This is a genomic window from Streptomyces sp. NPDC051173 (assembly GCF_040689515.1).
GTDB lineage: Bacteria > Actinomycetota > Actinomycetes > Streptomycetales > Streptomycetaceae > Streptomyces.
This window is the reverse complement of sequence record NZ_JBFBBD010000024.1, coordinates 50,932-74,964: the sequence shown is the minus strand read 5'-3', so window position 1 is coordinate 74,964 and position 24,033 is coordinate 50,932. Positions and strand designations below refer to the sequence as shown.

The 24,033-nt window shown below is 69.4% G+C and carries 26 protein-coding genes and 1 tRNA gene; 17 read left to right on the top strand and 10 right to left on the bottom strand.

The window, feature by feature from the left end; genetic code table 11:
* Positions 1-401: 401 nt before the first annotated feature.
* Entirely contained in the window at positions 402-1,325 is a 924-nt protein-coding gene (locus AB0435_RS15850) for an FkbM family methyltransferase (protein ID WP_366427230.1), read from the top strand.
* Between the two features lie 246 nt (positions 1,326-1,571).
* Here AB0435_RS15850 and AB0435_RS15845 read toward each other — a convergent pair whose 3' ends face one another.
* Together AB0435_RS15845 and AB0435_RS15840 are read right to left on the bottom strand one after the other, a co-directional pair.
* Positions 1,572-2,693 (bottom strand): GntR family transcriptional regulator, encoded by a 1,122-nt coding sequence (locus AB0435_RS15845; protein WP_366427229.1) that lies wholly within the window; start codon positions 2,691-2,693, stop codon positions 1,572-1,574.
* 70 nt (positions 2,694-2,763) lie between these two features.
* Entirely contained in the window at positions 2,764-3,054 is a 291-nt protein-coding gene (locus AB0435_RS15840; protein ID WP_366427228.1) for a hypothetical protein, read from the bottom strand.
* Positions 3,055-3,464: 410 nt separating this feature from the next.
* Between AB0435_RS15840 and AB0435_RS15835 the strand changes: the two genes are divergently transcribed.
* On the top strand, positions 3,465-4,220 hold the full coding sequence (locus tag AB0435_RS15835) for a GntR family transcriptional regulator (protein ID WP_366427227.1): 756 nt from the start codon (positions 3,465-3,467) through the stop codon (positions 4,218-4,220).
* Here the strand turns inward: AB0435_RS15835 and AB0435_RS15830 are convergent.
* Positions 4,210-4,971, bottom strand: a complete 762-nt coding sequence (locus AB0435_RS15830; RefSeq protein ID WP_366427226.1) for a glycosyltransferase — start codon at positions 4,969-4,971, stop codon at positions 4,210-4,212. The genes AB0435_RS15835 and AB0435_RS15830 overlap by 11 nt on opposite strands.
* Positions 4,972-4,976: 5 nt before the next feature.
* The gene (locus tag AB0435_RS15825) at positions 4,977-5,765 is read right to left on the bottom strand and encodes a GntR family transcriptional regulator (protein WP_366427225.1); all 789 of its coding nucleotides are present in this window, start codon (positions 5,763-5,765) and stop codon (positions 4,977-4,979) included.
* 358 nt (positions 5,766-6,123) lie between these two features.
* Here AB0435_RS15825 and AB0435_RS15820 point away from each other — a divergent pair, with 358 nt between their 5' ends.
* The 9 genes from AB0435_RS15820 (at position 6,124) to AB0435_RS15780 (ending at position 13,087) form a co-directional block, all read left to right on the top strand.
* Positions 6,124-6,498, top strand: coding sequence for a hypothetical protein (locus AB0435_RS15820; protein WP_366004517.1), 375 nt, complete (start codon positions 6,124-6,126; stop codon positions 6,496-6,498).
* A gap of 312 nt (positions 6,499-6,810) precedes the next feature.
* Positions 6,811-8,826 (top strand): cell division protein FtsK, encoded by a 2,016-nt coding sequence (locus tag AB0435_RS15815; RefSeq protein WP_366427235.1) that lies wholly within the window; start codon positions 6,811-6,813, stop codon positions 8,824-8,826.
* Between the two features lie 142 nt (positions 8,827-8,968).
* Positions 8,969-9,220 carry a hypothetical protein gene (locus AB0435_RS15810; RefSeq protein ID WP_366004519.1) on the top strand — a complete coding sequence of 84 codons (252 nt, stop codon included), beginning with the start codon at positions 8,969-8,971 and terminating at the stop codon, positions 9,218-9,220.
* A 21-nt stretch (positions 9,221-9,241) separates the two neighbouring features.
* Positions 9,242-9,436, top strand: a complete 195-nt coding sequence (locus tag AB0435_RS15805) for a hypothetical protein (RefSeq protein ID WP_366004520.1) — start codon at positions 9,242-9,244, stop codon at positions 9,434-9,436.
* A gap of 41 nt (positions 9,437-9,477) precedes the next feature.
* The gene (locus tag AB0435_RS15800; RefSeq protein WP_366427224.1) at positions 9,478-9,717 is read left to right on the top strand and encodes a hypothetical protein; all 240 of its coding nucleotides are present in this window, start codon (positions 9,478-9,480) and stop codon (positions 9,715-9,717) included.
* Between the two features lie 85 nt (positions 9,718-9,802).
* Positions 9,803-10,447 carry a hypothetical protein gene (locus AB0435_RS15795; RefSeq protein WP_366427223.1) on the top strand — a complete coding sequence of 215 codons (645 nt, stop codon included), beginning with the start codon at positions 9,803-9,805 and terminating at the stop codon, positions 10,445-10,447.
* Complete coding sequence (locus tag AB0435_RS15790; protein ID WP_366427222.1) at positions 10,444-10,809, top strand: hypothetical protein; 366 nt, start codon at positions 10,444-10,446, stop codon at positions 10,807-10,809. Before AB0435_RS15795 ends, AB0435_RS15790 begins: the two co-directional genes overlap by 4 nt.
* A 309-nt stretch (positions 10,810-11,118) precedes the next feature.
* Positions 11,119-11,472 (top strand): helix-turn-helix domain-containing protein, encoded by a 354-nt coding sequence (locus AB0435_RS15785; RefSeq protein WP_366427221.1) that lies wholly within the window; start codon positions 11,119-11,121, stop codon positions 11,470-11,472.
* A gap of 22 nt (positions 11,473-11,494) precedes the next feature.
* Positions 11,495-13,087: a LacI family DNA-binding transcriptional regulator gene (locus tag AB0435_RS15780; protein ID WP_366427234.1), complete on the top strand. Its 1,593-nt coding sequence runs from the start codon at positions 11,495-11,497 to the stop codon at positions 13,085-13,087.
* Positions 13,088-13,231: 144 nt separating this feature from the next.
* Here AB0435_RS15780 and AB0435_RS15775 read toward each other — a convergent pair.
* From AB0435_RS15775 to AB0435_RS15765, 3 genes are all read right to left on the bottom strand, one after another.
* Positions 13,232-13,305: transfer RNA gene (locus AB0435_RS15775), tRNA-Pro, on the bottom strand.
* 47 nt (positions 13,306-13,352) lie between these two features.
* Positions 13,353-14,111 (bottom strand): Pr6Pr family membrane protein, encoded by a 759-nt coding sequence (locus AB0435_RS15770; RefSeq protein ID WP_366004525.1) that lies wholly within the window; start codon positions 14,109-14,111, stop codon positions 13,353-13,355.
* A 39-nt stretch (positions 14,112-14,150) separates the two neighbouring features.
* A complete protein-coding gene (locus AB0435_RS15765; protein WP_366004526.1) occupies positions 14,151-15,086 on the bottom strand; it encodes a metallophosphoesterase in 936 nt (311 codons plus the stop codon).
* Positions 15,087-15,297: 211 nt separating this feature from the next.
* On the opposite strand from AB0435_RS15765, the gene AB0435_RS15760 reads away from it, so the two are divergent.
* Positions 15,298-15,762: a GatB/YqeY domain-containing protein gene (locus AB0435_RS15760; protein ID WP_366004527.1), complete on the top strand. Its 465-nt coding sequence runs from the start codon at positions 15,298-15,300 to the stop codon at positions 15,760-15,762.
* A 110-nt stretch (positions 15,763-15,872) separates the two neighbouring features.
* Here the strand turns inward: AB0435_RS15760 and AB0435_RS15755 are convergent, their stop codons facing one another.
* Positions 15,873-18,056 (bottom strand): transglycosylase domain-containing protein, encoded by a 2,184-nt coding sequence (locus AB0435_RS15755; protein ID WP_366427220.1) that lies wholly within the window; start codon positions 18,054-18,056, stop codon positions 15,873-15,875.
* 385 nt (positions 18,057-18,441) lie between these two features.
* On the opposite strand from AB0435_RS15755, the gene AB0435_RS15750 reads away from it, so the two are divergent.
* Positions 18,442-18,777: a WhiB family transcriptional regulator gene (locus tag AB0435_RS15750; RefSeq protein WP_361525423.1), complete on the top strand. Its 336-nt coding sequence runs from the start codon at positions 18,442-18,444 to the stop codon at positions 18,775-18,777.
* Between the two features lie 125 nt (positions 18,778-18,902).
* Here the strand turns inward: AB0435_RS15750 and AB0435_RS15745 are convergent, their stop codons facing one another.
* Together AB0435_RS15745 and AB0435_RS15740 are read right to left on the bottom strand one after the other, a co-directional pair.
* Positions 18,903-20,351, bottom strand: a complete 1,449-nt coding sequence (locus AB0435_RS15745; protein WP_366004529.1) for an ArsA family ATPase — start codon at positions 20,349-20,351, stop codon at positions 18,903-18,905.
* Positions 20,348-21,343 carry an ArsA-related P-loop ATPase gene (locus tag AB0435_RS15740; protein ID WP_366427219.1) on the bottom strand — a complete coding sequence of 332 codons (996 nt, stop codon included), beginning with the start codon at positions 21,341-21,343 and terminating at the stop codon, positions 20,348-20,350. Before AB0435_RS15740 ends, AB0435_RS15745 begins: the two co-directional genes overlap by 4 nt.
* Positions 21,344-21,550: 207 nt before the next feature.
* On the opposite strand from AB0435_RS15740, the gene AB0435_RS15735 reads away from it, so the two are divergent.
* From AB0435_RS15735 to AB0435_RS15720, 4 genes are all read left to right on the top strand, one after another.
* Positions 21,551-21,709 carry a DUF4177 domain-containing protein gene (locus tag AB0435_RS15735; RefSeq protein ID WP_003967454.1) on the top strand — a complete coding sequence of 53 codons (159 nt, stop codon included), beginning with the start codon at positions 21,551-21,553 and terminating at the stop codon, positions 21,707-21,709.
* Positions 21,706-22,170 (top strand): RidA family protein, encoded by a 465-nt coding sequence (locus AB0435_RS15730; RefSeq protein ID WP_366004531.1) that lies wholly within the window; start codon positions 21,706-21,708, stop codon positions 22,168-22,170. Before AB0435_RS15735 ends, AB0435_RS15730 begins: the two co-directional genes overlap by 4 nt.
* Before the next feature lie 100 nt (positions 22,171-22,270).
* Positions 22,271-23,185, top strand: a complete 915-nt coding sequence (locus tag AB0435_RS15725) for an NUDIX hydrolase (protein ID WP_366004532.1) — start codon at positions 22,271-22,273, stop codon at positions 23,183-23,185.
* Positions 23,182-24,012 carry an MBL fold metallo-hydrolase gene (locus tag AB0435_RS15720; protein WP_366004533.1) on the top strand — a complete coding sequence of 277 codons (831 nt, stop codon included), beginning with the start codon at positions 23,182-23,184 and terminating at the stop codon, positions 24,010-24,012. Before AB0435_RS15725 ends, AB0435_RS15720 begins: the two co-directional genes overlap by 4 nt.
* Positions 24,013-24,033: the final 21 nt, after the last annotated feature.

Here is a 24,033-nt window from a genome sequence, read left to right as displayed (position 1 = left end):
CGCGCTTGATCCGTGCCCTGGCCTCTTCGAGTTCCACCCCGGCTTGGCCGGAACGGGATGAGGCGTGCACCGATCCTTGCGACATGGCGGATTGGACGGGCAATCGCCTCGGATTTCCTCGCAGATGACGCTAAGGAAGGAAGCGGACGCTGCGCCCTTGGGTGCCCGTGACCAGCGCCGGACCGCTTCTCACCGGTCGTCTTCACACCACCTCGCGAACCACGCATAAGCAGACTCCCGCGAGATCTGTAACCGCCCGGACACCATCGGCGGTACCACTCCCTCCTCGAACAACTCGGCAGCGACCGCGAGCTGACGGGGAGCCCGGCCGCAGAGACGGACTGGGCGCGTCAGCGGCCTCGGCGTAGGGTCCGAACAGGATCCGACTGAGGGGCGATCAGATGGGCAACCACGTTTCGGAGGCTCTGGCCTCTCTCGGCCACTGGTACGTGCGCCACGCTCCCGGTTCGCTCGGAAAGGCTTCGCTGGCCGCGGAATACCTGAATTCCCGGTTGCGCGACCACCCTCGTCGGTGCGTAGTCCGTTCCCGAGCCGGCGACCGCTTCGTTGTCGACACTCAGGACCTGATCCAGCGGTATCTGTACCTGTTCGGGGTGTGGGAGCCGCACATGACGGGCTGGCTTCAGCGTCGGCTGCACCCGGGGGACACCTTTGTCGACGTCGGGGCGAATATCGGGTACTTCAGCCTGCTCGCGTCCCGTCTCGTCGGCAGTGAAGGCCACGTGGTGGCGATCGAGGCGTCCCCGGCCTTCCACCAGAGCCTTCTGCGGAACGTTCGGCTCAACGGGCGCCACAACGTCCGCGCGGTCAACACCGCTGTGTCGGGCAAGCGGGAGCTGCTGGAGTTCGTGCTCGCCAGCGACCGCAACTTGGGGGCGAACAGCATCGTCCCGTACGACGGCCCGGCCGCTTCGACCTTCGAGGTGGAGGCCCGGCCGCTGGCGGAGGTTCTCACGGCCACGGAGATCGCCGCCGCAAGGGTGATCAAGATAGACGTGGAGGGCGCCGAAGGCAGTGTCGTTCGGGGCATGGCCCCTCTGCTCGACAAGCTCCGCCCTGACGTCGAGATCACCGTTGAGGTGACTCCGGAGCGCATGGCGAAGCTGGGTGATTCCGCGGAAGAGCTGCTGGACACCATGCGTGACCACGGTTTCCACGTCTACCGACTCGCCAACGACTACGCCCCCGAGAGCTATCCGGCAGCACTGCGGGGGCGCTCCTCGGTTCCCGTTCGCTGGCGAGGGCCCGTCGTCGACGAGAGCGATCTCGTGTTCTCCCGGGTCGATGCTGAGACTCTTCCCTGAATGCCGTACGGCCCGGCTCTGACCAGAGCCGGGCCGTACGAGTCTTGCGGCGGTCACCCAAGCCGAAGCGTCGCCACCGAATGGGCAGCAGCTTGCCTCCTGAGCACAGCGGGCACTTGACGCGGAAGGTCTGCTTGCACGTGGAGCAGCCTTCGAAGCCGCAGCAGTCCGGGCACCAGATCGTGGCATCGCCGGCGCAGCAGCCGCAGTAGTACTCAACCCGCTTCTTCGCGGCCTTGGTCCGGGTCACCTGGTGATCCCTTTCGACACCTTCCGGACCTTGCTGCCGCTGTCCTCGCCCTCCGCTTCGTTGTCCTCGTTCTCGTCCTCGTCCTCCGGCTCGTCGTACGCCGGCACGGACAACCGAGCGCCTCGGCTTTGCGCGACCCGCAAGACTTCGCCCAGCGCTTCGACGGTCCGTGCAAGGGCGAATCGGAGCAGGTACTCCCCGGCCTCCGGTTCAGCGAGTAAGGACTTGGCGCCCGACAGGACCTCGGCACCGGCGTTCGTCTGCTCCGTCTCCACGTTGTCGGCGATCTGGGACAGGGCACTGCTGCTGGCACAGTCCACGCTGAGGAGGCACGGCTTCCCCTCGGGGGAGTCCCACGGGAGAAGCCGGAAGCCTGAGTCGACGCAGTCCTCCACCTCAGGTGGCGCCGCCTTCCGATGCGTGAAGACAGCTTCGGTGCGGTCCCCGCGGAGCACCAGGAGCGCGAGTTCCACGACGTGACCGTCCGCGTCGAACGACGTGCGTTCTATCGCGATCACAGGGGTCTTGGTCGTGATGTGGAGGAGGTTCGCTTCCTCCGTGCGGGGAAGCCGGGCGGTGACGCGCTCGACTGTCGACGCCACATCAACGCCAGCGCCGGCGAGCAGCGACCGGATGTCCTCGCCCCATGGGGACCGGCTTGTCTTGGGGACCTTGAGCTCCGCCACGTTCCAAGGGACATACACGCGCGCCAACGTCTGTGGAGCCTGGTAGAGGTGGCTGAGGTAGGTGTACTCGGTCAGCCGAGTGTCCACCGGTACGTCGAGAAGCTCGGACAGGGCGGGGTGTGCCCCCATCTGGCGGGCGTTCACGTCGACCTTCAACGCCTCGTCCAACGAAGCGCGTTGATCGGCAGGGTGTCCCTCGCCGACGTACGTGATCCGCTCGCGCTGACGGCGGACGAAGTTCCCTCGGCCGTGGAACTTCTCCAGCAGGCCATCGGCCTGGAGCACATCGAGCGCGCTCCTCAACGTGGGGTGGCTGACCTTGTACCGAGCAGCGAGCTCCTTCTCCGACGGCAACTGCGAGCCTGCCGCGTACTCGCCGGATTCGATGAGATGCCGGAGGTCGTCCGCGATGACCTGATAGTGGGACCCCATATGGATCACCACCCCTTGGGGATTCGGTAGGCGGGCCGACGGTCCGCGGGCGAGCACGTGCGCGTGAGCATCAGAGCGTCACCGCCCCGCCGAAGGACGGGCAGATCAACAGCGCCCGGCGGTTCGGTTGGGTCCAGAGCCGAACGCGTTCTTCGACGGTCAGCACGTATGGGCGGACGAGGGCGGCCTCTTCGGCGCGGACGGCCTCTGCCCAGTAGGGAGGCAGCGGCGGCCGGTGTGCGACCGGCGCGACCGTTTCCTCGTTCTGTCGCGTTGTCGACGTGGGCTGGCGGTGGCGTCCAGCCGGGGGAACAAATTGCCTCCTGGTCCAGGAGGCGGCGCGGCGGATAAAGTCGAACACGCTGATCAGCTCCTAAGGCTGATGGCCGTGCCCCCGGACAGTGCTCGCTGTCGCGGGGGTTTCCTTGTTGACCGCGGCCCAAGCGGTGCGGCCGCTTCTGCTGCCGATCGCGATGCCCCACCAGTCCGCGGCGACGAGAGCTGCTAAGAACTCGCGCCATGACTCGGCAGGGACCTGGTCCGGCACCTCCGTCTCGATGTGCGTGTAGGTGTCGTGATCGGTCACCCGTGGGGTGAGGCCGACGGCGGAGAGGCGTGCAGCGATGGCGTCGACTCGGGCTTCGGGCGTGCACAACGCGTTCCTCCGTCGCCGTGCGATCACTGGGCGCGCATGGGTCACCTAGATCTAAAGCTAGGCGCCTAGATGTATTCTAGGCGCCCAGCCTAGAGCTAGGGGCCTAGATTTTCCATATGCGTGAGCAGCCACCTCATCTCCAGTTCGCTGACGTGCTCCGGGAGCGCATCGACAGCCAGGAGTGGGCACCGGGCGACCGCCTGCCCTCCCGTGCGCAGTTGGCGCAGGAGTGCGGTGTGACCGACGGCGTCGTTCGCCGTGCGCAGGAGGTGCTCATCGAGCAGGGCGTGCTGGAAGGCCGTGCTGGCTCGGGGACCTACGTCGCGCAGCGGCGCGAGCGCGTGCGCATCACGCGCTCGCCGCGTCGAGAGCGGGCCGACGGGTCTCCCTTCGCCGCTGACGTGGCAGAGGCAGGAATGCGGGGGACCTGGGAGAGCCGTACGGACGGCATGGTGCCCGCGCCGCCGGGCATCGCCGCGCGCCTCGGTATCGCCGAGGGGGACTACTGCGTGCGCACCACGTACGAGTTCCTGGCCGACGACAAGCCGGTGCAGATCTCGGCGAGTTGGGAGCCGTACGACATCACCGCCGGCTCTCTGGTCATGCTGCCCGAGGCGGGGCCTCTGGCCGGCAAGGGTGTGGTGCGCCGCATGGCCGATATCGGCATCACGGTCACCCGCGCCGTGGAGCGGCCGGAGCCAGGACATGCGAATGCCGAGGAGGCACACCTCCTCGGCATTCAGCGCGGTTCACTCGTCACGCGCATCGAGCGGACGTACTACAGCGACGACGGGCGCCCCGTCGAGACGGCGGACATCGTCGTGCCCGCCGGTCTCGGCGAGATCGTCTACGAGGTGCCGATCAACCCGTAGCCGGGAACTGCCAGCGCACATAGGCCAACGCCCGCGCCCGCGCCTCCACGACGGCCATGCGGGTGTCGCGCTCCGCGGCATCGGTGTGGGCGGCCTGCCCCGTCGCCTGCCCCTCCCACTTGCGGTAGAGGAGCCCCACCTCGCGCGTGAAATATCCGCGGCTGACGGCGTCCAGCGCGAGCAGGAGCCCGGTGTCCTCCGAGGCCGGAAGCGCCATCCACCCGCCCAGGGCGAGCAGCAGGTCGCGGCGGACGCAAAGGGTCGCCGGGTGGACCTGGGCGCGGTAGTTGTTCGCCCGCCAGTGCGCGAGCACCGCTCCGCGCTCGATCGGTCCGTCTTCCGGGTCCTGGTCGAAGCCGACGAGCTTGCCGTCGGGCATCAGGTCCAGGACGCGGGACGTGGTCCAGCCGAGGCTGGGGTCACGTTCGAGGACGGCCAGGTCGCGGGCCAGTGCGCCGGGCGGGAGCTGGTCGTCGGCGTCCAGGATCTTGACGTACTCGCCGTCAGCGTGCGCGAGAGCCAAGGTCCGGGCGACGCCGGGGCCACCGGGTCGGCCCTGCCGGAAGGTCACCCGCACGTCATCGGTGGGGACGTGGGGCGCGACCGCGTCGCTCTTCCCGTCCTCCTGGATGACCCAGTGCCAGTCCCAGCCTTCCGGGAGCTCCTGCTCGCAGAGGGACTTGTACGCGTCCGCCAGGTGGTGAGCGGAAGGCGCGTGCACAGCGGTGACGATGATGATGCGCCGGCGCACGGCACTCACCACCTTTCCAGGGGAGTAGTGAACGTCATTTCCGTGCGATCGCCGGGCAGCGTGATGTCCGACAGCTCCACGACCCGGCCGTCGGTGTCGTACGAGGTCTTCCGGAGCAGGATCACCGCGGTGCCGGGCTCCAGCTCCAGCTCTTCCGCCTCTTCCGGTGTCGGCGGGCGGGCGGTGACGCGCTCTTCGATGCGGCCGAGCTCGATCCCGACGGTGAACAGCTGGTTCTGAGTGCCACCGGGCCAGGGCTCGTTGGCCGCGTCCAGGAGATCCGGGTTCTCCGCCACCATGTCGCGGACGAGATAGGAGGTCACCAGGGCGAAGGGGGCTCGCTCGGCGGCGTACCGCGTTCGGTAGGTGCGCACGATGAGGGCCGAGTCCTCCGGCACCCCGAAAGCCTCCGCGATCTCCTTGCCCGCCTTGGCCTCGCGGTAGGCGGCGTGGAAGACGAGGTCGTTCACCTGTAGGCCGGTGTCGTGCTCCGTCGCGCCGGTGGCGGCTCGCCGCTCTTCCGGTTCGCGGGCACGATTCTTCTCCCACTGATGCCGGAGGTTCGTGCGCAGTACCGCGGTGCGGGTCTTGCGCACGAAGTTGCCGCGGCCGTGCTGCTTCTCGATCAGACCTTCGGAGCGGAGGAGCCGGAGCGCGTCGCGGACGGTCGGAACGCTTCGCCCGTACTTCTCGGCGAGCGCCGTCTCCGACGGCAAGCGCTCACCAGGTGGGAGCTGACCTGCGCGGATGGACTGGCGGAGGTCGTCCGCGATCTTTTCGTACGCGTTCGCCATGGTGCTTCACCGATCTGTTGCCTGACGGCGCTCAGCATACGACTCCTAAAGAGGACTTGACGAGTTGACGAGACTCACGTCATAGTTGGCAACTCCTAAAGAGGACTTGAGGAGTTGACCTCTTGAGGAGTTGAGGTGCCCGGAGAGCCCGGTGAGACGGGGTCGAAGGCAGCGCGAGTCCCTTGAGAACTGCACAGAGTGCCTGGACGAACGAGTGTTTTTGATCCCGGCGCGGCCCCTGGGGCGGCGCCGGAGGTCATGGCCACTCGTCTCGAACGAGCGGTTTCCCGGCGTGACCCTGGGGCGGGCCTGAGCGCCCGCGGCCGGGTTTCCTGCCTCCACTCCCGAAGGGGGATCAATGAAGCTGGCAATCGGCGATGTCGTCCGCGGACGTGATGACGCGGACCTCGGCGTCGTGGCCGGGATCGTCAACCATGGCAACGCCAAGCTGGTCATGGTCCAGGGGTCCGGCGGAATGCCTCACCTGGCTGCACCGGGCGCGCTGGTCGTCGTTGCCCGACGCGTCCAGTCGACGACCACGGTTCAGGGCGTCGTGGCCTTGATCGCTGTCGGTATCGCCCTGCTCGCCGCCTACATCGGCTGCCGGTCCGCTCGGGAGCTCGGCGCCGACTGGCTCCTGACAGTCCTGTCCGGACTCGGCGGATACGCCGCGGTGATGGGCGCCCACCAATGGTGGGTCCTTCTCACCGGACCGCGGCGACTCCGTGTCTGACCGCGCAGCGTCCGGTAACCCGCGCTGATCAGCTGGTCAGCGTCAACACCTTCCGCTTCACCAAGCCCTGACCACGTCAGGCCGCGCTCGCCACGTTCCACACGTCGGGCCCGGCCGCTGCTTTGGCGGGTAGGGCCGGGCCCGACTTCCCTCCCGTTCAGGAAGGAAGTGTCAGTGAAGCACGAAGCCAGCAGTGGGCCCGACCCCGATCACCGCGAGGTGGTTGACCTCGGCAAGGCTCGGGTGGAGCACAACCTCCGGGCAGAGGCGGTGAGTTCTTCCTCCGCCGAGTCCGGTACCCCGGAAGCAGTCATCAGTATCGATCGCCCCGGCGGGCCACCGGGCCCCGGGCTGCTGGATCGGGTGCGCGGTGCGAAACGGCGCCCCGTCATTCCGGCATGGGCGAAATCGCAGCAGGAGTTCAAGGCAGCAGGCAAGGGGCTCGCCACGTACGCGTGGCATGTTGCCGCGTACCACGCGGTGCGGACGCCCTGGTACGCCTCCCGCCTTGCGCTACAAGCGCCTCAGGGCGCGGCGCGGTTCGTCGGCGGCGCGTTGCGGTGGGTGGCGGACGCCGAAGGCGAGCCGCTCCGGCAGTCCGCGGCGACCAACGAGGACGTCGGCGACTACCTGAAGCTCTCCCGGCAGAGGGACCGCCGGGTGCGCTGGCGGACGGTCGTCATGGTCGGCGCCTCGATGGTCGGGACCGTCACCGCGTTGTCGATGTACGTCCTCGCTCCGACGTGGCTGCTCGCGCTCTGCGGCTCCGTCGCGACGATGGCCATGGGCTGGCTGGGCCAACCGGCCGACGCTCCGGTCATCCGCAGGGCCGTGGAGATCCCCCGGGCACACAAGCTCACCAGCGACATCGTCCTGCGTGCCCTCGGTGCTCTCGGCATCGCCGCCATCAACCAGGCGCAGAGCAAGGGCGGGAGCGGCTTCTCCTTCACCGCTCCCATCACCCGTGACGGGGCCGGCTGGCGGGCGGAGGGCGATCTCCCGTACGGCGTGACCGTCACGGATGTGATCGACAAGCGTGACCGTCTCGCCTCCGGTCTGCGCCGCCCCCTCGGCTGCGTGTGGCCCGAGGCGGTGCCGGACGAACACACAGGACGCCTGGTGCTGTGGGTCGGGGACGAGGACATGTCCAAGGCCCCAAAGCCCACGTGGCCGCTGCTCAAGGGCGGCACGGTCGACCTGTTCAAGGCCGCGCCGTACGGGACGGATCAGCGCGGCCGCTGGGTGGACGTGACCTTGATGTACGTCTCGGGCATCATCGGAGCCATCCCGCGCATGGGGAAGACGTTCCTGCTCCGCCAGCTCCTGCTGATCGCATCGCTGGATCCGCGCGCGGAACTGCACGTGTACGACCTGAAGGGCACCGGCGACCTGGGCCCGCTGGAGCGCGTGGCGCACAGCTACCGGGCGGGCGACGACGAGGACGACATCCAATACGCCCTACGTGATCTCCGGGCGTTGCGGAACGAGTTACGGCGTCGCGCCAAGGTCATCCGGGACTTGCCGCGGGACATCTGTCCGGAGTCCAAGGTGACCAGCGACCTCGCCGGCAAGAAGGGCTTGGGGCTGCATCCGATCGTGGCGGGTGCGGACGAGTGCCAGGTCTGGTTCGAGCACCCCGAGCACGGCAAGGAGTTCGAGGAGATCTGCACCGACCTCGTCAAGCGCGGGCCCGCCCTGGGCATCACGCTTCTCCTCGCCACGCAGCGCCCGGACGCGAAGTCGCTGCCCACCGGGATCTCCGCCAACGCCTCAAGCCGCTGGTGCCTGAAAGTCATGGGGCAGTTGGAGAACGACATGGTTCTCGGCACCTCCGCGTACAAGCGGGGCGTTCGCGCGACCATGTTCGCCTGGGGTGACAAGGGCATCCACTACTTCGTGGGTGAAGGAGCCGACGCCCGCATCGTCGCCGCCGCCTACGTCGACGCACCCACGGCCGACGTGATCGCCCTCCGCGCGTACAAGCTCCGCAAGGAAGCCGGCCTCCTCTCCGGACACGCCCTCGGCGAGGAGCCCGAGCCCGATTCGCCGTCGTTCGACTTGCTGCGGGACATCGCCGCGGTCGTTCCCGCCGAGGAGTCCAAGGCGTGGAACGAGACGGTGGTCGCCCGACTGGCCGAGCTCCGGCCGGACGCCTACGACGGGTGGGCCGCCGAGCAGCTGACGTCGGCGCTGAAGCCCTACGGCGTCCGCACCGTGCAGCTGTGGGGAACCACCGAGGACGGCAAGGGCGCGAACCGGCGCGGCATCAAGCGCGCCGACATCGTCAAGGCGATCGCGGAACGTGACGGAACGGCCGAGGCCGCATAGCCGGCCGCGCCGCTGGGTCTAGCGGGCACCCCCGCTAGACCCAGCACCTCCGCTAGCGGCCAAAACGTCATCTGACCTGCGCTCTAACGCCTATCAGCCCTCTGCGGGCACCTCCCGAATTCCGCCCTGAGAGGGGTTTTCGATGACCTCCCTGCTCACCGCTATGCCCGGCCTCATATTCATCGCTCTCTGTTACGCGTGCCTCTGCGCCGCGAGCCCCCTCGGAACCTGCCGCAAGTGCAAGGGCTGGGGCTTCCGGATGCGCCAGACCCGCAACGGGCGGCTCAAGCGCGGCCGGGACTGCCGCCGCTGCGACGGCTACGGCAAGCGCGTCCGCATCGGTCGACGCCTCTACAACGCGACCGTCCGCCTCCACCGCGAAGGCGCCCGCTGACCCACCCGAGGAGCCTCTCCCATGTCGTTCTCGATCTCCGCTCTCCTGCTGTTCGGGCTGCTCCTGGCCATGCTGGTCCGCTCGAAGTCCGTCGGTATCGGCTCGGCGGCGGTCGCCGTGCTCTTCGGCTACTACCTCAGCCGGACCGGCGCCTCCGCACCCATCGACCAGGTCATGTCCGCGGTCGGCAACGCCGTTCCCAAGTTCGGCAAGTGACCTCGCACTTCACGCCCACTTCGCACCCGAGGGGAATTCCCATGACTGACCAGTGCACGTCCACCCGACGCATTTCGCTGATGGCCTCGGGGGAGCTACGGGACGCCCTGACGGCCATCAAGGAGGGCAAGGGGCCGACGGCCGTCGCCGCGCTGATGGCCATCGACCCTCACTCGTGGCAGGCGATCGAGCAGCGGCTCGCCGCCCTCGTCGGCAGCGACCTCCGCGCGTTGCTGTTCACCGCGGCAGCCGAGGCCGACGCCGCGGCTTCGGCTGGCTGACGGTTCCCTGTGCGCTCCCGACTCCTGAGCCGGGAGCGTGCCGAGGGCCGGACAACCTGCCCGTACTCCAGCCGCGGAGGACCCCATGCCCCACCCCACCATCGCGTGGTTCGACAGCCTGACCGAGAGCGTGGCCGCTCTCGGGGCTGCCGCTCGCGACACCCGATTCGCCAACCAGGCGGCCCGCGCGGCCTTATGGGCCGTCGAGCCCGGACGCTTGCAGTCGGTGCACGGCCTGCTGAGCGTCCCCGGGAAGTACATGATCCGCCCCCACAACGACACTCTGGGGCAGCTCCAGGACCTGTGCCGGGCCCACCAGTCCGGCATCGCCGCCCTGCACGAGAACACGGCGCGCGCGTACGCCTACGGAACCGCCACCGCCCTGCTGTCCGTGATCAAGGGCGAGCAGCCGCAGTTCGTCGAGCTGGGTCGCGACGAGGCCGGCCAGCACTCGACCCCGTTCAGCTTCCTGCCCGACTTCGGGGAAGCCCTCGCCCACTGGGCCGGAAGCGAGCGCCTCAACGCCCTCCGATGGGAGGCCGAGAGCCGGGAACACGCCGCAGCCGTGGCCGACGCGTTCGCCCAGTGCGAGGAACTGGCCGACTACGAGTCCGCCGACCTGACCGAGGCCCGAGCCCTCGCCGCCGGACTGGCAGACAGCTGGTGCGCGTACGGCGAACAGGCCGAAGCCGCCCTCCACTTCCTGATCACCTCTGGAGAGAGCCAGTGACGACTGAGCCCAACACCAACAACCCCTTCGTCGCGTACGCGGGCGCGCCGAGCATCGTCACGGAGATGACCTGGGTGACCGGGCGGAGCGCCCCTTCCGCGGAGTGGGAGCAGGGTCGCGAGTTCTTGCTCCGTAAGGCCGCGATGCTCGACCGCATGGCGGCCAAGGAGGCGGCCATGTACGTCCCGGGCATGGCCACCAGGGTCGTCGAGAGCGCTGTTCAGGCGGCGCGCACGCTGGTCGAGTACGACGTCGAGCACTCCGGCTTGAGCCTCAAAGGGGCTGAGCTGGTCACCGACGAGGACCACCGCGAGTACGTCCGCCACCAGTACCACGAGTGGCTCCGCGCGCAGTGCGCCTGATCTCACCCGGGGCAGCGGCCAACCCGTCAAAGTAGCCCGCTGCCCCGGCCTCCCCGTCCCATCCAGGAAGCAGGAGGTGCCAACAGGATGCACCACAACGCCCCTTGCCCGCTGCCCCGGGTCGCTGTTGAAGCGGCTGTGCGCGGTGGGCGCGTCTTACCTCTCGTTCGGTACGGCAGGTGCCCATCTGGGACGAGGCCCTTTCCAGCGGCCGCCATCACCACCCCCGTCGTCGCTCTGAGGCAAGTGACCGGCGGTGTTCGGCTTGCCAGAAAGGCTGGTGACCAGGGAGAGAACAGGGGGACGTACATGGGCAATCGCGGTCGCCACAGTGCTGCCGACGAAACCTTGCCTCACCTCTACCGCCCGTGCGAGATCGCCGAGGCGCTCGGCTGTTCTGAGTGGTGGGTGAAAGAACAGGCGCGGCAACGCCGTATCCCCTTCACCCGAGTTGGTGGGGCCTACCGCTTCACGGTGGAGCATTTCGCCGAGATCATCCGCGCTTTTGAGGAGCGCCCGCTCCAGAGCCGGGAGTCCGAGCCGCAAGGAACGGTCGCCCCACGTCTCCATCAGTCGCATCACGCGGTGCCGATGGCAGTCCCTCTCCGAGCCAAGCGACCTCGGCGGGTGAGTCCTCCGGACTCTCCACCCACCGTTGCGTGACCTGCTGGAGGGGATGAGAGCAGTGGGTTTCGCAGAGAAGCGCAGGGGCTACTTCCGCGCTCGCTACCGGGACAGCTCAGGTCAGATTTTCACTGTAGTGGACGAATACGGTGAAACAGTCCGCTTCAGCGGCAAGCGCGCGGCAGTGAGGTCTGCAAATGACCACGAAACCAGGGTCAGGCAGAACGCAAGGGCGGAAGCGCCCATCGAAAAGGGCGTGGAGATCCCTGCGGTCCCCGTGGCGCGCTCCATAACTCCTGTGGAGGGCGCGACTGCCGCCGCTGCCGCCGAGCCCGGAGTCACCTTCGGTGAGTATGCGAATGGGTGGTACGGCGAACAGGACCTCGCTCTTTCCACCATGCAGAACTACAAGCGACACCTTGAGGAGCATCTTCTCCCCGAGTTCGGGGAGAAGGCGCTCGCGGAGATCTCGCGCGGCGATGTGACCGCCTGGGCCAAGAAGGAAGGGGCGCTCTACGCGGCCTCCAGTGTGAAGACATGGCGGAGCACCCTGCACCTCGTCTTCGCCGACGCCGTGGACGAAGGCCTTCTTACCGCCAACCCGGCGGCGAGGCGGCGTGGCCGCGGCAAGCGTGCTGGACGTTCGCGAAACCGTAGCCCAGAGAAGGTGACCACGGATGCGCTCGGCATCCTGCTCGTCGCTGAAAGGGCATCGCTGCTGTCCGGTCGTGACGACGAGTTCGTTGCCGAGATCACCAGGGGTTACACCGGCATGCGCTGGGGCGAGACGGTCGGGCTGGAGCCCGAGTTCTGCCGCCCCGAGACGGTGCGGGTGGAGTGGCAGCTATACGAGTTGGATTCCGGCGAGCTGCACCGTTGCTCGCCGAAAGACGACTCGTTCCGGGACATCGACTCACCGGAATTCCTGTCGGCTCTGATCTCCGATCACATCGCGCGGACCAGTCCGACACCGTGTAGATGCCATGGACGCAGATATGTGTTCCGCGGCCATGGCGAAGCCAACGACGTCGCTCCGCGCTCCGGAGTGAAGCTGGTCGATGTCGCTCGGCAAGCCGGGGTCTCCATAGGAACGGCTTCGAACGTGCTGAACCGCCCGGAGGTCGTTCGAGAGGAGACGCGGGCCAGGGTCGAGGCAGCCATTGCGGAGCTCGGCTATCTGCGTGGTGCCCTCCCCGGGGAGACGGCGGCTCACCCACGACGGTCGGGTTACGCGACCTGGATCTTTCAGCCGGCTGCCACGGGCTGGTACCCGAAGAAGGCTCCGCAGGAGGCGCACCCCGTGCCTGTGCTCGCTGACCCTTGGCCTGGGGTGCCTGCGCGTGGGCGTGGCGCCTCTCAGCGGGCGGAGGCGTGCTGGGTGCCGATCGCGCGGGGACTCACTCCGCACGGGCTCCGCCATTCCCACAGCACGATCATGGAAGAGCTGGGGACACCGCCGAAGCTCATGGACGAACGGATGGGCCACGAGGACGGTACGGTGCAGGCGCGTTATAGGCACATCACTCCGGGGATGCGCCGACGGCTCATGGAGGGGCTGACCGAAGTGTGGGAGGCGTCGTTGGCGGCGCGCTTCGCGATGTGTCCCAGATCACCCGTCCGAGTTCTCGATGAGCTGCTGAGGGCGCTCCGGTAGGAGTCTTCTTGGGGAGCTCGGTTTCATGGTCTGCTCCCCGTTTGCTCCCCACCTGCTCCCCGCGGTGGCATCCAGGCGCGCAAAAACACTTCAGGCCCGGTCTCCTCGTTAGAGGAGACCGGGCCTGAAGTGCTGTTTCAGCTGTCGGGGTGGCGGGATTTGAACCCACGACCTCTTCGTCCCGAACGAAGCGCGCTGCCAAGCTGCGCTACACCCCGATCGCTGCTCCAGAACCCGTTTTCGCAGGTCCCCGGCGCAACGAGCTCTACTTTAGCGGACCGGAGCCCAGAGGTGAAATCCGATTGCCGGGGGTGCGCAGGTGGGGGCGTATGCGGTCGATGAGGACGAGGGCCAGTGCCAGGACGTAGAAGGCCAGGCCGAAGACCACGGCGTTGCCGAGGACGCCCGCGTAGCCGTGGAGGTCGACGTCCAGGAAGGGGTACGGGTAGCGGCCCTCCGTGCCGGGGTCGAGGAGGGCGCCGCGGGCCAGGGCGAAGGGGAAGTAGAGGAAGGGGTAGGCCAGCCACTGCCAGGCGTGGCGCAGGAGGAAGCCGCCGGGGGCGGTGAGGACGAGCCAGTCGAGGGCGGCCGCGAGGGGGGTCACGGTGTGGAGGAGCTGGTTGGCGACCGATTCGAGGGGCGTGCGCTCGCTGGTCATGGAGAAACCGCTGGAGTCGTTCGACAGCACGAAGTGGAAGACGAGGCCGGTGATCGCGATGTACAGCAGCGCGCCGCCCGTGATCCGTGGGGAGAGGGCGGGGCGTGCGTTCCAGGCGCGGTGGGCGGACCAGGCGAAGGCGACGGCCACCAGCAGGTTGGACTGGACCGTGAAGTAGCTGAACAGCCGGCCCAGGTCGGCCGAGTCGATCATGTCCAGCACGATGCCGGTGAACGCGGCGAGGGCCACGAGCGCGCGGAAGGCCGCCGCGAAGGGGCGGCGGCCGGTGGGGACGACCGCCGATGCGGGGACGCCCGCCGCGCCGGGCCGCCCGAGCCGGGTGGTGGAGGAAGTCGGGTCGATCATCCCTCCACGGTACGGGCGGCCTCCGGAAACCCTCCTGGATCAGTCGCGGTCGTCGCGGGGGGTGAGGGTGAGCAGGGTGACCTCCGGGGGGCAGGCGAAGCGGACCGGGGTGTAGCGGTTGGTGCCGCAGCCCGCCGAGACGTGGAGGTAGGAGTTGTGGCCGCCGGCCCGGTGGGTGGAGAGGCCCTTGACCCGCTGGGCGTCGATGTCGCAGTTGGTGACCAGCGCGCCGTAGAAGGGGATGCAGAGCTGGCCGCCGTGGGTGTGCCCGGCGAGGATCAGGGGGTACTGGTCGGCGGTGAAGGCGTCGAGCACCCGCAGATAGGGGGCGTGGACGACGGCCATGGAGAAGTCGGCGCCCTCGCGGGGGCCGCCGGTCACCTCCGCGTAGCGGTCGCGCTTGATGTGCGGGTCGTCGAGGCCGGTGAGCGCGATGTCATAGCCGTCGATCTTGAGGCTGCCGCGGGTGTTGGTGAGGTTGACCCAGCCTGCGGAGTCGAAGCCGTCGCGCAGCTCCTCCCAGGGGTTGTGGATCACGCCGACGGCCGGGGCGTTGCCGTTCAGCCCATGGCGGCCGCTGGCCTTCTCCAGCAGATAGCGGGCGGGGTTGCGGAGCTTCGGGCCGTAGTAGTCGTTCGACCCGAAGACGTAGGCGCCGGGGAACTCCATCAGCGGGCCGAGCGCGTCGAGCGTCTCCGGGACGCCCTCCGGGTCGGAGAGGTTGTCACCGGTGTTGATCACGAAGTCGGGGCGGAGGCCGGCCAGCGACTGGAGCCAGCGCTGTTTCTTGCGCTGCCCGCCGACCATGTGGATGTCGGAGACCTGGAGCACCCGCAGCGGTCGCATCCCCGGCGGCAGCACGGGCACGGTGACCCGTCGCAGCCGGAAGGAACGGACCTCGAAGCCGGCGGCGTAGGCGAGGCCCGCCGCGCCGACGGCGGTGATTCCCAGGGGTACTCCATAACGAGCGCGCATACCGTCCATGGTCGCAGACGCGGCCCCTGGTGTGGTCGGCCCGGTCCACCCCTGTGGATAACTCCACGGGGCCGACCTCCCGGTTCCGTAGGGGAGTTGCTCCCGCGCCGGGTCCTGCGCCAGGTCCTGCACGGCTCCCGGATCGCCACCTCGCCGCGGCACCGGCCGTTAATGCGGGGCGCTCGCCGGGGCCGGGTGCGAAGATTGCGGCATGACCACGCTCAAGTCCAGGCTTCACGACGACCTCACGAACGCCATCAAGGCGCGTGACGAACTGCGCTCCTCCACGCTCCGCCTCACCCTTTCCGCGATCGCCTACGAGGAGACCGCGGGCAAGACCGCCCGTGAGCTCTCCGACGACGAGGTGCAGAAGGTGATCACGCGCGAGGCGAAGAAGCGCCGCGAGGCCGCCGACGCGTTCGACAAGGGCGGCCGCGCCGAGTCCGCGGAGCGCGAGCGCGCGGAGGGCGAGGTGCTCGCGGAGTACCTGCCCAAGCAGCTGTCGGACGAGGAGCTGAGCTCGATCGTCGCGGAGGCCGTGGCGGAGGCCAAGGCCGGGGGCGCGGAGGGTCCGCGCGCCATGGGTGCCGTCATGAAGATCGTGAACCCGAAGGTGGCCGGCCGCGCCGAGGGCGGTCGCGTGGCCGCCGAGGTGAAGCGCCTGCTCGCGGGCTGAGCCGGTACGCCACCGCCCGTACGTACGACAGGGGCGCCCGGACCGTGACGGTCCGGGCGCCCCTGTGTGCTGTGCGTGCTCTGAGTGCCCTGTGTGCTCTGGGTGGGGGCTCAGTGGCCCTTGCCGCCCGGCGGGGTGCGCTTGCCCCGCCCGTGGCCGGTAGCGGCGTCGGTGTTCGCGCCGGTGGTGCCGTTGTCGGTGGCGTTGCCGCCGTTGTCGCGGCCCTGGGGCCCGGCGTCGCTGATGCTGCCCACGGAGTCGAACGTCGGCGCGGGCTTGCCGTCCAGGGCGCCGCTCATGGCGTCGCGCCAGATGGGGCCCGGGGTGTCACCGCCGTAGACCTTGTCGTGGTAGACGCCGCCGATGCTGATGTTCTCCATCTCGACGTCCTTGCCGGGACCGCCGACCCACACCGCGCCCGCCATGTTCGGGGTGTAGCCGACGAACCAGGCGGCGTGCCGGCTGTCCGTCGTACCCGTCTTGCCCGCGCTGTCCCGCCCGTCCAGTCCGGCCTGCTTGCCGGTGCCGTCCTCGACGACGCCCTTGAGGAGGGTGTTGACGGTGTTGGCGGTCTCCTCGGACATGGCGCGCGAGCACTGCGTCCTGGGGACGTTGATGCTCTTGCCGTTCGGGTCGGTGGCCGAGTTGATGAGGACCGGGGTGCAGTACTTGCCGCCGTTGGCGAAGGCCGCGTAGGCGGTGGCCATCTTCAGCGGGGACATGCCCTGGGTGCCCAGCGCGATCGACGGCACCTGGTCCATCTTCTTGCCGGAGGCGGGCTTCAGGCCCAGCTTCGACGCCATCTTGGTCACCGGGCAGGTGCCGGTGTCACCGATCATCTGGATGAAGTAGGTGTTCACCGACTTCGCGGTCGCCTCCCGCATGCCGTACGGGCCGACCTCGCTCCGGTTCTCGTTGTTGACCGTCGCGCCCTCGCTGTTGCTCCAGGTGCCGTCACAGGTCTCGACGGAGTCGGGGTAGGGCATCTGGTACGGCGCGGAGTAGACCTTGTTCGGCGAGATGCCCTCCTCCAGGGCGGCCGCCGCGAGGATCGGCTTGAAGGTGGAACCGGTCTGGAAGCCGTAGTTCGACCCGCCCTGCGCGTGGTCGGCGGAGAGGTTGATCTGCGTCTGGTTCTCCCCGAAGCCGTACGGCCGGGACTGCCCCATGCCGAGCACCTTGCCGGTGCCGGGCTCGACGATCGATACCGCGGTGGCCACCGAGTCGTTCTGGTAGACGTGATCGCTGATCGACTTCTGCACGGACTTCTGTGTCTGCGGGTCCAGCGTCGTACGGATCGTCAGGCCGCCCTGGTTCCAGCGCTTGGCGCGCTCCTCCTTCGTCTTGCCGAAGGCGGGGTCCTGGAGGAAGGTCTCGCGGACGTAGTCGCAGAAGAAGCCTGCGCCGTCGACGGCGGTGATGCAGCCGCTCTTGGGGCGGGTGACCTTCAGCTGCAGCGGCTTGGCCTGTGCGGCGGCGGCCTCGGCCGGGGTGATGTCCTTGAGCTCGGCCATCCGCTGGAGGACGGTGTTGCGCCGCTTGGTCGCCTCCTTGGGGGCGTTGACCGGGTCGTAGCGGCTCGGCGACTGCACGATGCCGGCCAGCAGAGCGGCCTCGTCCAGGGAGAGGTCCTTGGCGGGCTTGCTGAAGTAGCGCTGGGAGGCGGCCTCCACGCCGTAGGACTGCTGCCCGAAGAAGGTGATGTTCAGGTAGTTGTTGAGGATCCGCTTCTTGCCGAGCTCCTTCTCGACCCGGATGGCGTACTTCAGCTCCTTGACCTTGCGGCCGAGGGTCTGCTGGGTGGCGACGGCGACCTTGCCCGGGTCGTCGCCCGCCTCATCGATGAAGATGTTCTTGATGTACTGCTGGGTGAGGGTCGAAGCACCTTCGGAGACGCCGCCGGACTGCGCGTTCTTGTTGAGCGCGCGGAGGACGCCCTTGAGGTCGACCGCGCCGTGCTGGTAGAAGCGCGAGTCCTCGATGGCGACGATCGCCTTCTGCATGTAGGGCGAGATGTCGTTCAGCGGGACGACCGTGCGGTCGCGGGAGTACACCTTCGCGATCTCGCCGCCCTGGGCGTCGAGGATGGTGGTGCGCTGACTGAGCGGAGGGGTCTTGAAGCTCGCGGGGATCTCGTCGAATCCCTCGACCGAACCCTTCGCCGCGAGGCCGAAGGCGCCGACGGCAGGCAGGACCAGGCCCGCAAGAACCGCTCCGGAGAGCACGCTGACACCGAGGAACCTGGCGGCCTGGCGACCCCTGCTGGGGCCCCCGCCCGAACGCTTCATAGCCATGAAGGGAAGCCTACGTTCTCATTCGGCGGACAGACGCCCGTGTGTTCGCCTACGCTGTTTCACGCCAGTCACTGCGATGCGCTTCAGCATCACCTACGCCTTCACTCTTGTGAGTGATGAGACGTGTCCGTATTGCCACCTGTGTCACTCGGTGCCCGCCGCGACATGGGAGAAGTGCCCCGATATAGCGGGGAAAGTCGCTGATGTCGCCAGCTCACTCCGTTGGGTGATCTGCCGTCTACGCATAGTCCGTTCGGGCCATCCAAGATTGGGCCCGAAGGGGGTGTTGCCCCCTGCCCGCCTTCCGTAACGTCCTCAACTGGCAACGGTGAATATGCCGCTGCCGCCGTGGGGGAGCCTCAATTCGGGAGAGGACGGCGCCAGCATGGGCTGGGTAACCGACTGGAGTGCGCAGGCAGCCTGCCGCACTACCGATCCGGATGAACTATTCGTTCAGGGCGCAGCACAGAACAGGGCCAAGGCGGTCTGCACCGGGTGCCCGGTGCGCACCGAGTGTCTGGCCGACGCGCTGGACAACCGCGTCGAGTTCGGGGTGTGGGGCGGGATGACCGAGCGGGAGCGGCGCGCGCTGCTCAGGCGCCGGCCGACCGTCACCTCGTGGCGCAGGCTCCTGGAGACCGCTCGTACGGAATACGAGCGGGGTGCGGGAATCCTGCCGCTGAGCGACGAGGACTACGACGCGTACGCGGCAGTCGGCTAGCCGCTGAGGGCGCCGGGCGTCAGCCCCCCGACACCGACGGCATTACCCACGGCGCCGTCAGTCGGGGGCCTCGGCACGTCGGTCGGAGGTTTCGGTCCCTCTGCCCGGCGGGCAAGGCGTAGCGCTCAGCCGGTCGCCTCGGTGCGTTCTTCCGATGTGCTCCCCGCAGTTGGGGCCGACGCGGTCGCGTTCGGTCCCGTTGTGTCACCCGCGGTCTGGCAGGCGAGCCGCTCGCCGATCGCGCGCAGGCCCGCCAAGTCGTGCACATCACCCGGCAGGGCGGCGACTTCCGCCACCGCGACCTCGGGGTGGAGCGCGGTGAAGCGGTCACGTGTGCGGCGCTCGCGCGCGAGCACCTGCATCCGCTCGGCGTGCAGCCTCAGCAGACCGGCGGTGAGCCGTGCGGTGGAATCCTGTGCGGTGAAGTCCTGTGCCGTGGAGCCTCCTGAGGGGGCGGGCTGGGGGAGGCCGCTCTCGGGAGTTGACGGGGCCGTGGGAGCGTCGGCGCCCGGGGCATCAACGGTACGTGAGGCAGCTTGCCCGCTGTCACGATCCACAATGCCGCCGCAATCAAGATTTTCCGATGTTTCCATCGCGGTCGTTGCCAAGGCTTCACCGGGTGCGCCGAGCGAGCCGTCGAGCAGCGCTTCCGCCGCGGCGAGCGCCCGGTCCGCGGGGAGCCGGGCGGCCTCGCTGCCGTGCACGCGGTTGAGCACCAGGCCCGCCAGCGGCATCCGCTCGGCGGCCAGCCGTTCGATGAAATAGGCCGCCTCCCGGAGCGCGTCCCGCTCCGGGGCCGCGACGACCAGGAAGGCCGTACCCGGTGCCTGGAGCAGCCGGTAGGTGGCGTCCGCGCGCGTGCGGAAGCCTCCGAACATCGTGTCCATGGCGGCCACGAACGTCTGCACGTCACGCAGGAGCTGGGCTCCCATCAGCTTGTTGAGCGGGCCGCTCATCACCGACATGCCGACGCCCAGGAACTTCATCCCGGCCCGGCCGCCGATCTTCGCCGGGGCCATCAGCACCTTGATGAACTTCCCGTCCAGGAAGGACCCCAGGCGCCCGGGAGCGTCCAGGAAGTCCAGCGCGGAGCGGCTCGGCGGGGTGTCCACGACGATCAGGTCCCACTCGTCCCGCGCGCGCAGCTGGCCGAGTTTCTCCATGGCCATGTACTCCTGCGTGCCGGCGAAACCGGCCGACAGGGACTGGTAGAACGGGTTTTCCAGGATGGCGCGTGCGCGCTCACCGTCGGCGTGCGCCTCGACTATCTCGTCGAAGGTCCGCTTCATGTCGAGCATCATGGCGTGCAGCTCGCCACCCGCGGAGGTGTCGATTCCGTGCACCCGGCGCGGCACGTTGTCGAGTTCCTCGATGCCCATGGACTGCGCGAGCCTGCGGGCCGGGTCGATGGTGAGGACGACGACCTTCCGGCCGCGCTCGGCGGCCCGTACGCCCAGTGCCGCCGCGGTCGTCGTCTTGCCGACGCCACCGGAGCCGCAGCACACCACGATGCGGGTGCGGGGGTTGTCGAGGACAGGATCCACGTCCAGTACGGACGCCGCGTCCAGGCTCACTCGGAGACTCCTTGCTTCCGCAGTTCGCGCGCCATGCGGTAGAGGCCCGCCAGATCGACGCCGTCGCCGAGCAGTTCCAGTTCGTAGGTGGGCAGGCGGAGGCCCGATATCTCCGTACGGCCCTGGTGCTCCAGGGCGAGCCGCTCGGTGTGCTCGCGCGCCTGTGTCACGAGGGGGTCGACCAACTGCCCGGCCAGGCCCGCGTGGCGTCCACGGCCGAAACCGGTGCGCTCCAGGGCGTGCGACAGCGTGCGGGCGACGTCGGCCCGGCGGCCGTTCGCCGCGATCTCCACGGCGGCCTCGTCCAGGATCTCCGGGCGCACCATGTTGATGACGACGCTGCCCACCGGCAGCTGCGCGGCGCGGAGTTCGGCGATGCCGTCCACCGTCTCCTGGACCGGCATCTCCTCCAGGAGCGTCACGAAGTGCACGGCTGTCTCGGGGGACTTGAGGACGCGCATCACGGCCTGCGCCTGATTGTGGATCGGGCCGATCCGGGCGAGCCCCGCCACCTCGTCGTTGACGTTGAGGAAGCGGGTGATGCGGCCGGTCGGCGGGGCATCCATGATCACGTGGTCGTAGACGTAGCGGCCCGCGCGGTCCTTGCGGCGCACCGCCTCGCACGCCTTGCCGGTCAGCAGGACGTCCCGCAGGCCCGGTGCGATGGTCGTCGCGAAGTCGATCGCGCCGAGCTTCTTGAGCGCGCGCCCGGCGCTGCCGAGTTTGTAGAACATCTGGAGGTAGTCGAGGAGGGCCCGCTCGGCGTCGATGGCGAGCGCGTGGACCTCGCCGCCCCCGCCGGGAGCCACCGCGATCTTCCGTTCCTCGTACGGCAACGCCTCGGTCTCGAAGAGCTGCGCGATGCCCTGCCGCCCCTCCACTTCGACCAGGAGGGTCCGCTTGCCCTCGGCGGCGAGGGCAAGCGCGAGTGCCGCGGCGACCGTGGTCTTGCCGGTTCCGCCCTTGCCGCTGACGACATGGAGCCTGCTCATGATTCGGAGCCTAATTCCTTCGCAACGGCCGTGTGGCGTCAGGTGGCGACATGGCCGGGTTCCAGTGGTGAGGCCCGTCACGCCACGGGGGAGCGGGCTCCTCGCGGGGCCACCACCGGCCCGGCGCTCGCCCGTTGAGCCGGTGGCGCGAGGCCGCCGCGCGGGCTACGCACGAGGCTGTCGGTGCCAGGCATTACAGTCGGGCCCATGACCAAGTGGGAATACGCGACTGTGCCGCTTCTCGTGCACGCGACCAAGCAGATCCTGGACACCTGGGGCGAGGACGGCTGGGAGCTCGTCCAGGTCGTCCCGGGCCCGAACAACCCCGAGCAGCTCGTGGCCTACCTCAAGCGGGAGAAGGCGTGAGTGCCGTCGAGGCCAGGCTCGCCGAGCTGGGTCTGACGCTGCCCGACGTCGTGCCACCGCTGGCCGCCTATCAGCCGGCCGTGCGCTCCGGCGCGTACGTCCACACCGCCGGCCAGCTGCCGATGGTCAAGGGCTCGATCCCGCTGACCGGCAAGGTCGGTGCCGAGGTCAGCGCCGAGCAGGCGAAGGAGCTCGCGGGGATCTGCGCGCTCAACGCCCTCGCCGCCGTGAAGTCGGTCGTCGGCGACCTCGACAAGGTCGTCCGAGTGGTGAAGGTCGTGGGCTTCGTCGCCTCCGCACCGGACTTCACCGGCCAGCCCGGCGTCCTCAACGGCGCCAGCGAGCTCCTGGGCGAGGTGCTGGGCGACAAGGGCGTCCACGCGCGCTCGGCCGTGGGCGTGGCGGTCCTGCCGCTGGACGCCCCGGTGGAGGTCGAGATCCTGGTGGAGGTCGGGGACTGACCCCGAGGTCCGCGTACGGGCCGCTGCGCGGGACGCGCACCGGCCCGGCCTCCCCCCTCGAACCCTCGAACATCCGCGCATGAGCGCATAGCATCCGGCCATGTCGACTTCGAACGGCCAGTGGTATCCGCCGGAGTGGCCCGACCGGATCAGAGCGCTCGCCCGCGGCGAGCTCCGGCCCGTCGCGCCCCGGCGCGCCGCGACCGTCCTGCTGCTCCGTGACGGAGCCGACGGCCCCGCCGTCCACATGCTGCGCAGACGCGCCTCCATGGCCTTCGCCGGAGGCGCGTACGCGTATCCGGGCGGCTCCGTCGACCCGCGTGACGAGCGCGAGGTGCCCTGGGCCGGGCCGTCGCGCGCGGAGTGGGCGCGCCGCCTCGGCGTGGACGCCGCCGGAGCCCAGGCCATCGTCTGCGCGGCCGTACGGGAGACCTTCGAGGAGGCGGGCGTGCTGCTGGCGGGCCCGGCGCCCGACACGGTCGTCGCGGACACCACCGGCGCCGGCTGGGAGGCCGACCGCGCCGCCCTGGTGAGCCGCGAGCTGTCCTTCGCCGACTTCCTCGACCGGCGTGGCCTGGTGCTGCGCAGCGACCTCCTCGGCTGCTGGGCGCACTGGATCACCCCGGAGTTCGAGCCGCGCCGCTACGACACCTGGTTCTTCGTGGCCGCGCTCCCCGAGGGGCAGCGCACCCGCAACGCCTCCACCGAGGCCGACCGCACCGAGTGGATCCGGCCGGGCGCCGCGGCGGACGGCTACGACCGGGGCGAGCTGCTGATGATGCCGCCCACCATCGCCACCCTGCGCGCGCTGCGCCCGTACGGCAGCGTGCGGGAGGCGCTGGAGGCGGCGGGTGAGCGGGATCTCACCCCTGTCCTGGCGCAAGCCCGGCTCGTCGCCGGTGAGATCGTGCTGAGCTGGCCGGGGCACGACGAATTCACCAAGCACATCGCTCCGGGACCGCCGGAGCCCGGTGCCCCCACGGGAACCCCGCGAGCTTTGGGAGCCGACTCATGACCACGACAGCCGACCTTCCCGGCAGGCCGCGCCCCGGCGCCATCGGCGGCCCCGCGACCGCCCGCGCGACCTGCGTGCTCGCGGACAACCCCTCCGCGATGACACTGGACGGCACCAACACCTGGATCCTCGCCGAGCCCGGCTCCGACCTCGCGGTCGTCGTCGACCCCGGCCCGCTGGACGAGGCCCACCTCGCCGCGGTCGTCGCCACGGCCGAGGCGGCGGGCCGGCGCGTCGCCCTCACGCTGCTCACCCACGGGCACCCCGACCACGCGGACGGTGCGGCCCGCTTCGCGGAGCTGACGGGCACGCACGTACGGGCGCTGGACCCGGCGCTGCGGCTGGGCGGCGAGGGGCTCGGGGCGGGCGACGTGATCACCACCGGCGGGCTCGAACTGCATGTCGTACCCGCGCCCGGCCACACCGCGGACTCGCTCGCCTTCCACCTCCCGGCGGACCGTGCGGTCCTCACCGGCGACACGGTCCTCGGCCGCGGCACCACGGTCGTCGCCCACCCCGACGGGCGGCTCGGCGATTACCTCGACTCCTTGCGCAGGCTGCGCGCGCTGACCGTCGAGGAGGGCGTGGAGACGGTGCTGCCCGGCCACGGACCGGTGCTTGACGACGCCCAGGGCGTCATCGACTTCTATCTGGTGCACCGGGCGAAGCGGCTCGCCCAGGTCGAGACGGCCGTCGAGAACGGCTGCCGGACGCCGGAGGACGTGGTCGCCATGGTCTACGCCGACGTCGACCGCTCGCTGTGGCCGGCGGCGGAGCTCTCCGTACGGGCGCAGTTGGACTACCTGGGCGAGCACGGCCTGATCTGACGGGCGCTCGAGGAGCGTGCG

Excerpts from the sequence above, each read along its gene's own strand:
- AB0435_RS15725 (WP_366004532.1), top strand. The coding sequence starts at position 22,271 with ATGTCGACTTCGAACGGCCAGTGGTATCCGCCGGAGTGGCCCGACCGG.
- AB0435_RS15800 (WP_366427224.1), top strand. The coding sequence starts at position 9,478 with ATGACTGACCAGTGCACGTCCACCCGACGCATTTCGCTGATGGCCTCG.
- AB0435_RS15805 (WP_366004520.1), top strand. The coding sequence starts at position 9,242 with ATGTCGTTCTCGATCTCCGCTCTCCTGCTGTTCGGGCTGCTCCTGGCC.
- AB0435_RS15770 (WP_366004525.1), bottom strand. The coding sequence starts at position 14,111 with ATGATCGACCCGACTTCCTCCACCACCCGGCTCGGGCGGCCCGGCGCG.
- AB0435_RS15765 (WP_366004526.1), bottom strand. The coding sequence starts at position 15,086 with ATGCGCGCTCGTTATGGAGTACCCCTGGGAATCACCGCCGTCGGCGCG.
- AB0435_RS15810 (WP_366004519.1), top strand. The coding sequence starts at position 8,969 with ATGACCTCCCTGCTCACCGCTATGCCCGGCCTCATATTCATCGCTCTC.
- AB0435_RS15750 (WP_361525423.1), top strand. The coding sequence starts at position 18,442 with ATGGGCTGGGTAACCGACTGGAGTGCGCAGGCAGCCTGCCGCACTACC.
- AB0435_RS15785 (WP_366427221.1), top strand. The coding sequence starts at position 11,119 with ATGGGCAATCGCGGTCGCCACAGTGCTGCCGACGAAACCTTGCCTCAC.
- AB0435_RS15760 (WP_366004527.1), top strand. The coding sequence starts at position 15,298 with ATGACCACGCTCAAGTCCAGGCTTCACGACGACCTCACGAACGCCATC.
- AB0435_RS15795 (WP_366427223.1), top strand. The coding sequence starts at position 9,803 with ATGCCCCACCCCACCATCGCGTGGTTCGACAGCCTGACCGAGAGCGTG.
- AB0435_RS15735 (WP_003967454.1), top strand. The coding sequence starts at position 21,551 with ATGACCAAGTGGGAATACGCGACTGTGCCGCTTCTCGTGCACGCGACC.
- AB0435_RS15720 (WP_366004533.1), top strand. The coding sequence starts at position 23,182 with ATGACCACGACAGCCGACCTTCCCGGCAGGCCGCGCCCCGGCGCCATC.
- AB0435_RS15835 (WP_366427227.1), top strand. The coding sequence starts at position 3,465 with ATGCGTGAGCAGCCACCTCATCTCCAGTTCGCTGACGTGCTCCGGGAG.
- AB0435_RS15740 (WP_366427219.1), bottom strand. The coding sequence starts at position 21,343 with ATGAGCAGGCTCCATGTCGTCAGCGGCAAGGGCGGAACCGGCAAGACC.
- AB0435_RS15820 (WP_366004517.1), top strand. The coding sequence starts at position 6,124 with ATGAAGCTGGCAATCGGCGATGTCGTCCGCGGACGTGATGACGCGGAC.
- AB0435_RS15755 (WP_366427220.1), bottom strand. The coding sequence starts at position 18,056 with ATGGCTATGAAGCGTTCGGGCGGGGGCCCCAGCAGGGGTCGCCAGGCC.
- AB0435_RS15850 (WP_366427230.1), top strand. The coding sequence starts at position 402 with ATGGGCAACCACGTTTCGGAGGCTCTGGCCTCTCTCGGCCACTGGTAC.
- AB0435_RS15845 (WP_366427229.1), bottom strand. The coding sequence starts at position 2,693 with ATGGGGTCCCACTATCAGGTCATCGCGGACGACCTCCGGCATCTCATC.
- AB0435_RS15825 (WP_366427225.1), bottom strand. The coding sequence starts at position 5,765 with ATGGCGAACGCGTACGAAAAGATCGCGGACGACCTCCGCCAGTCCATC.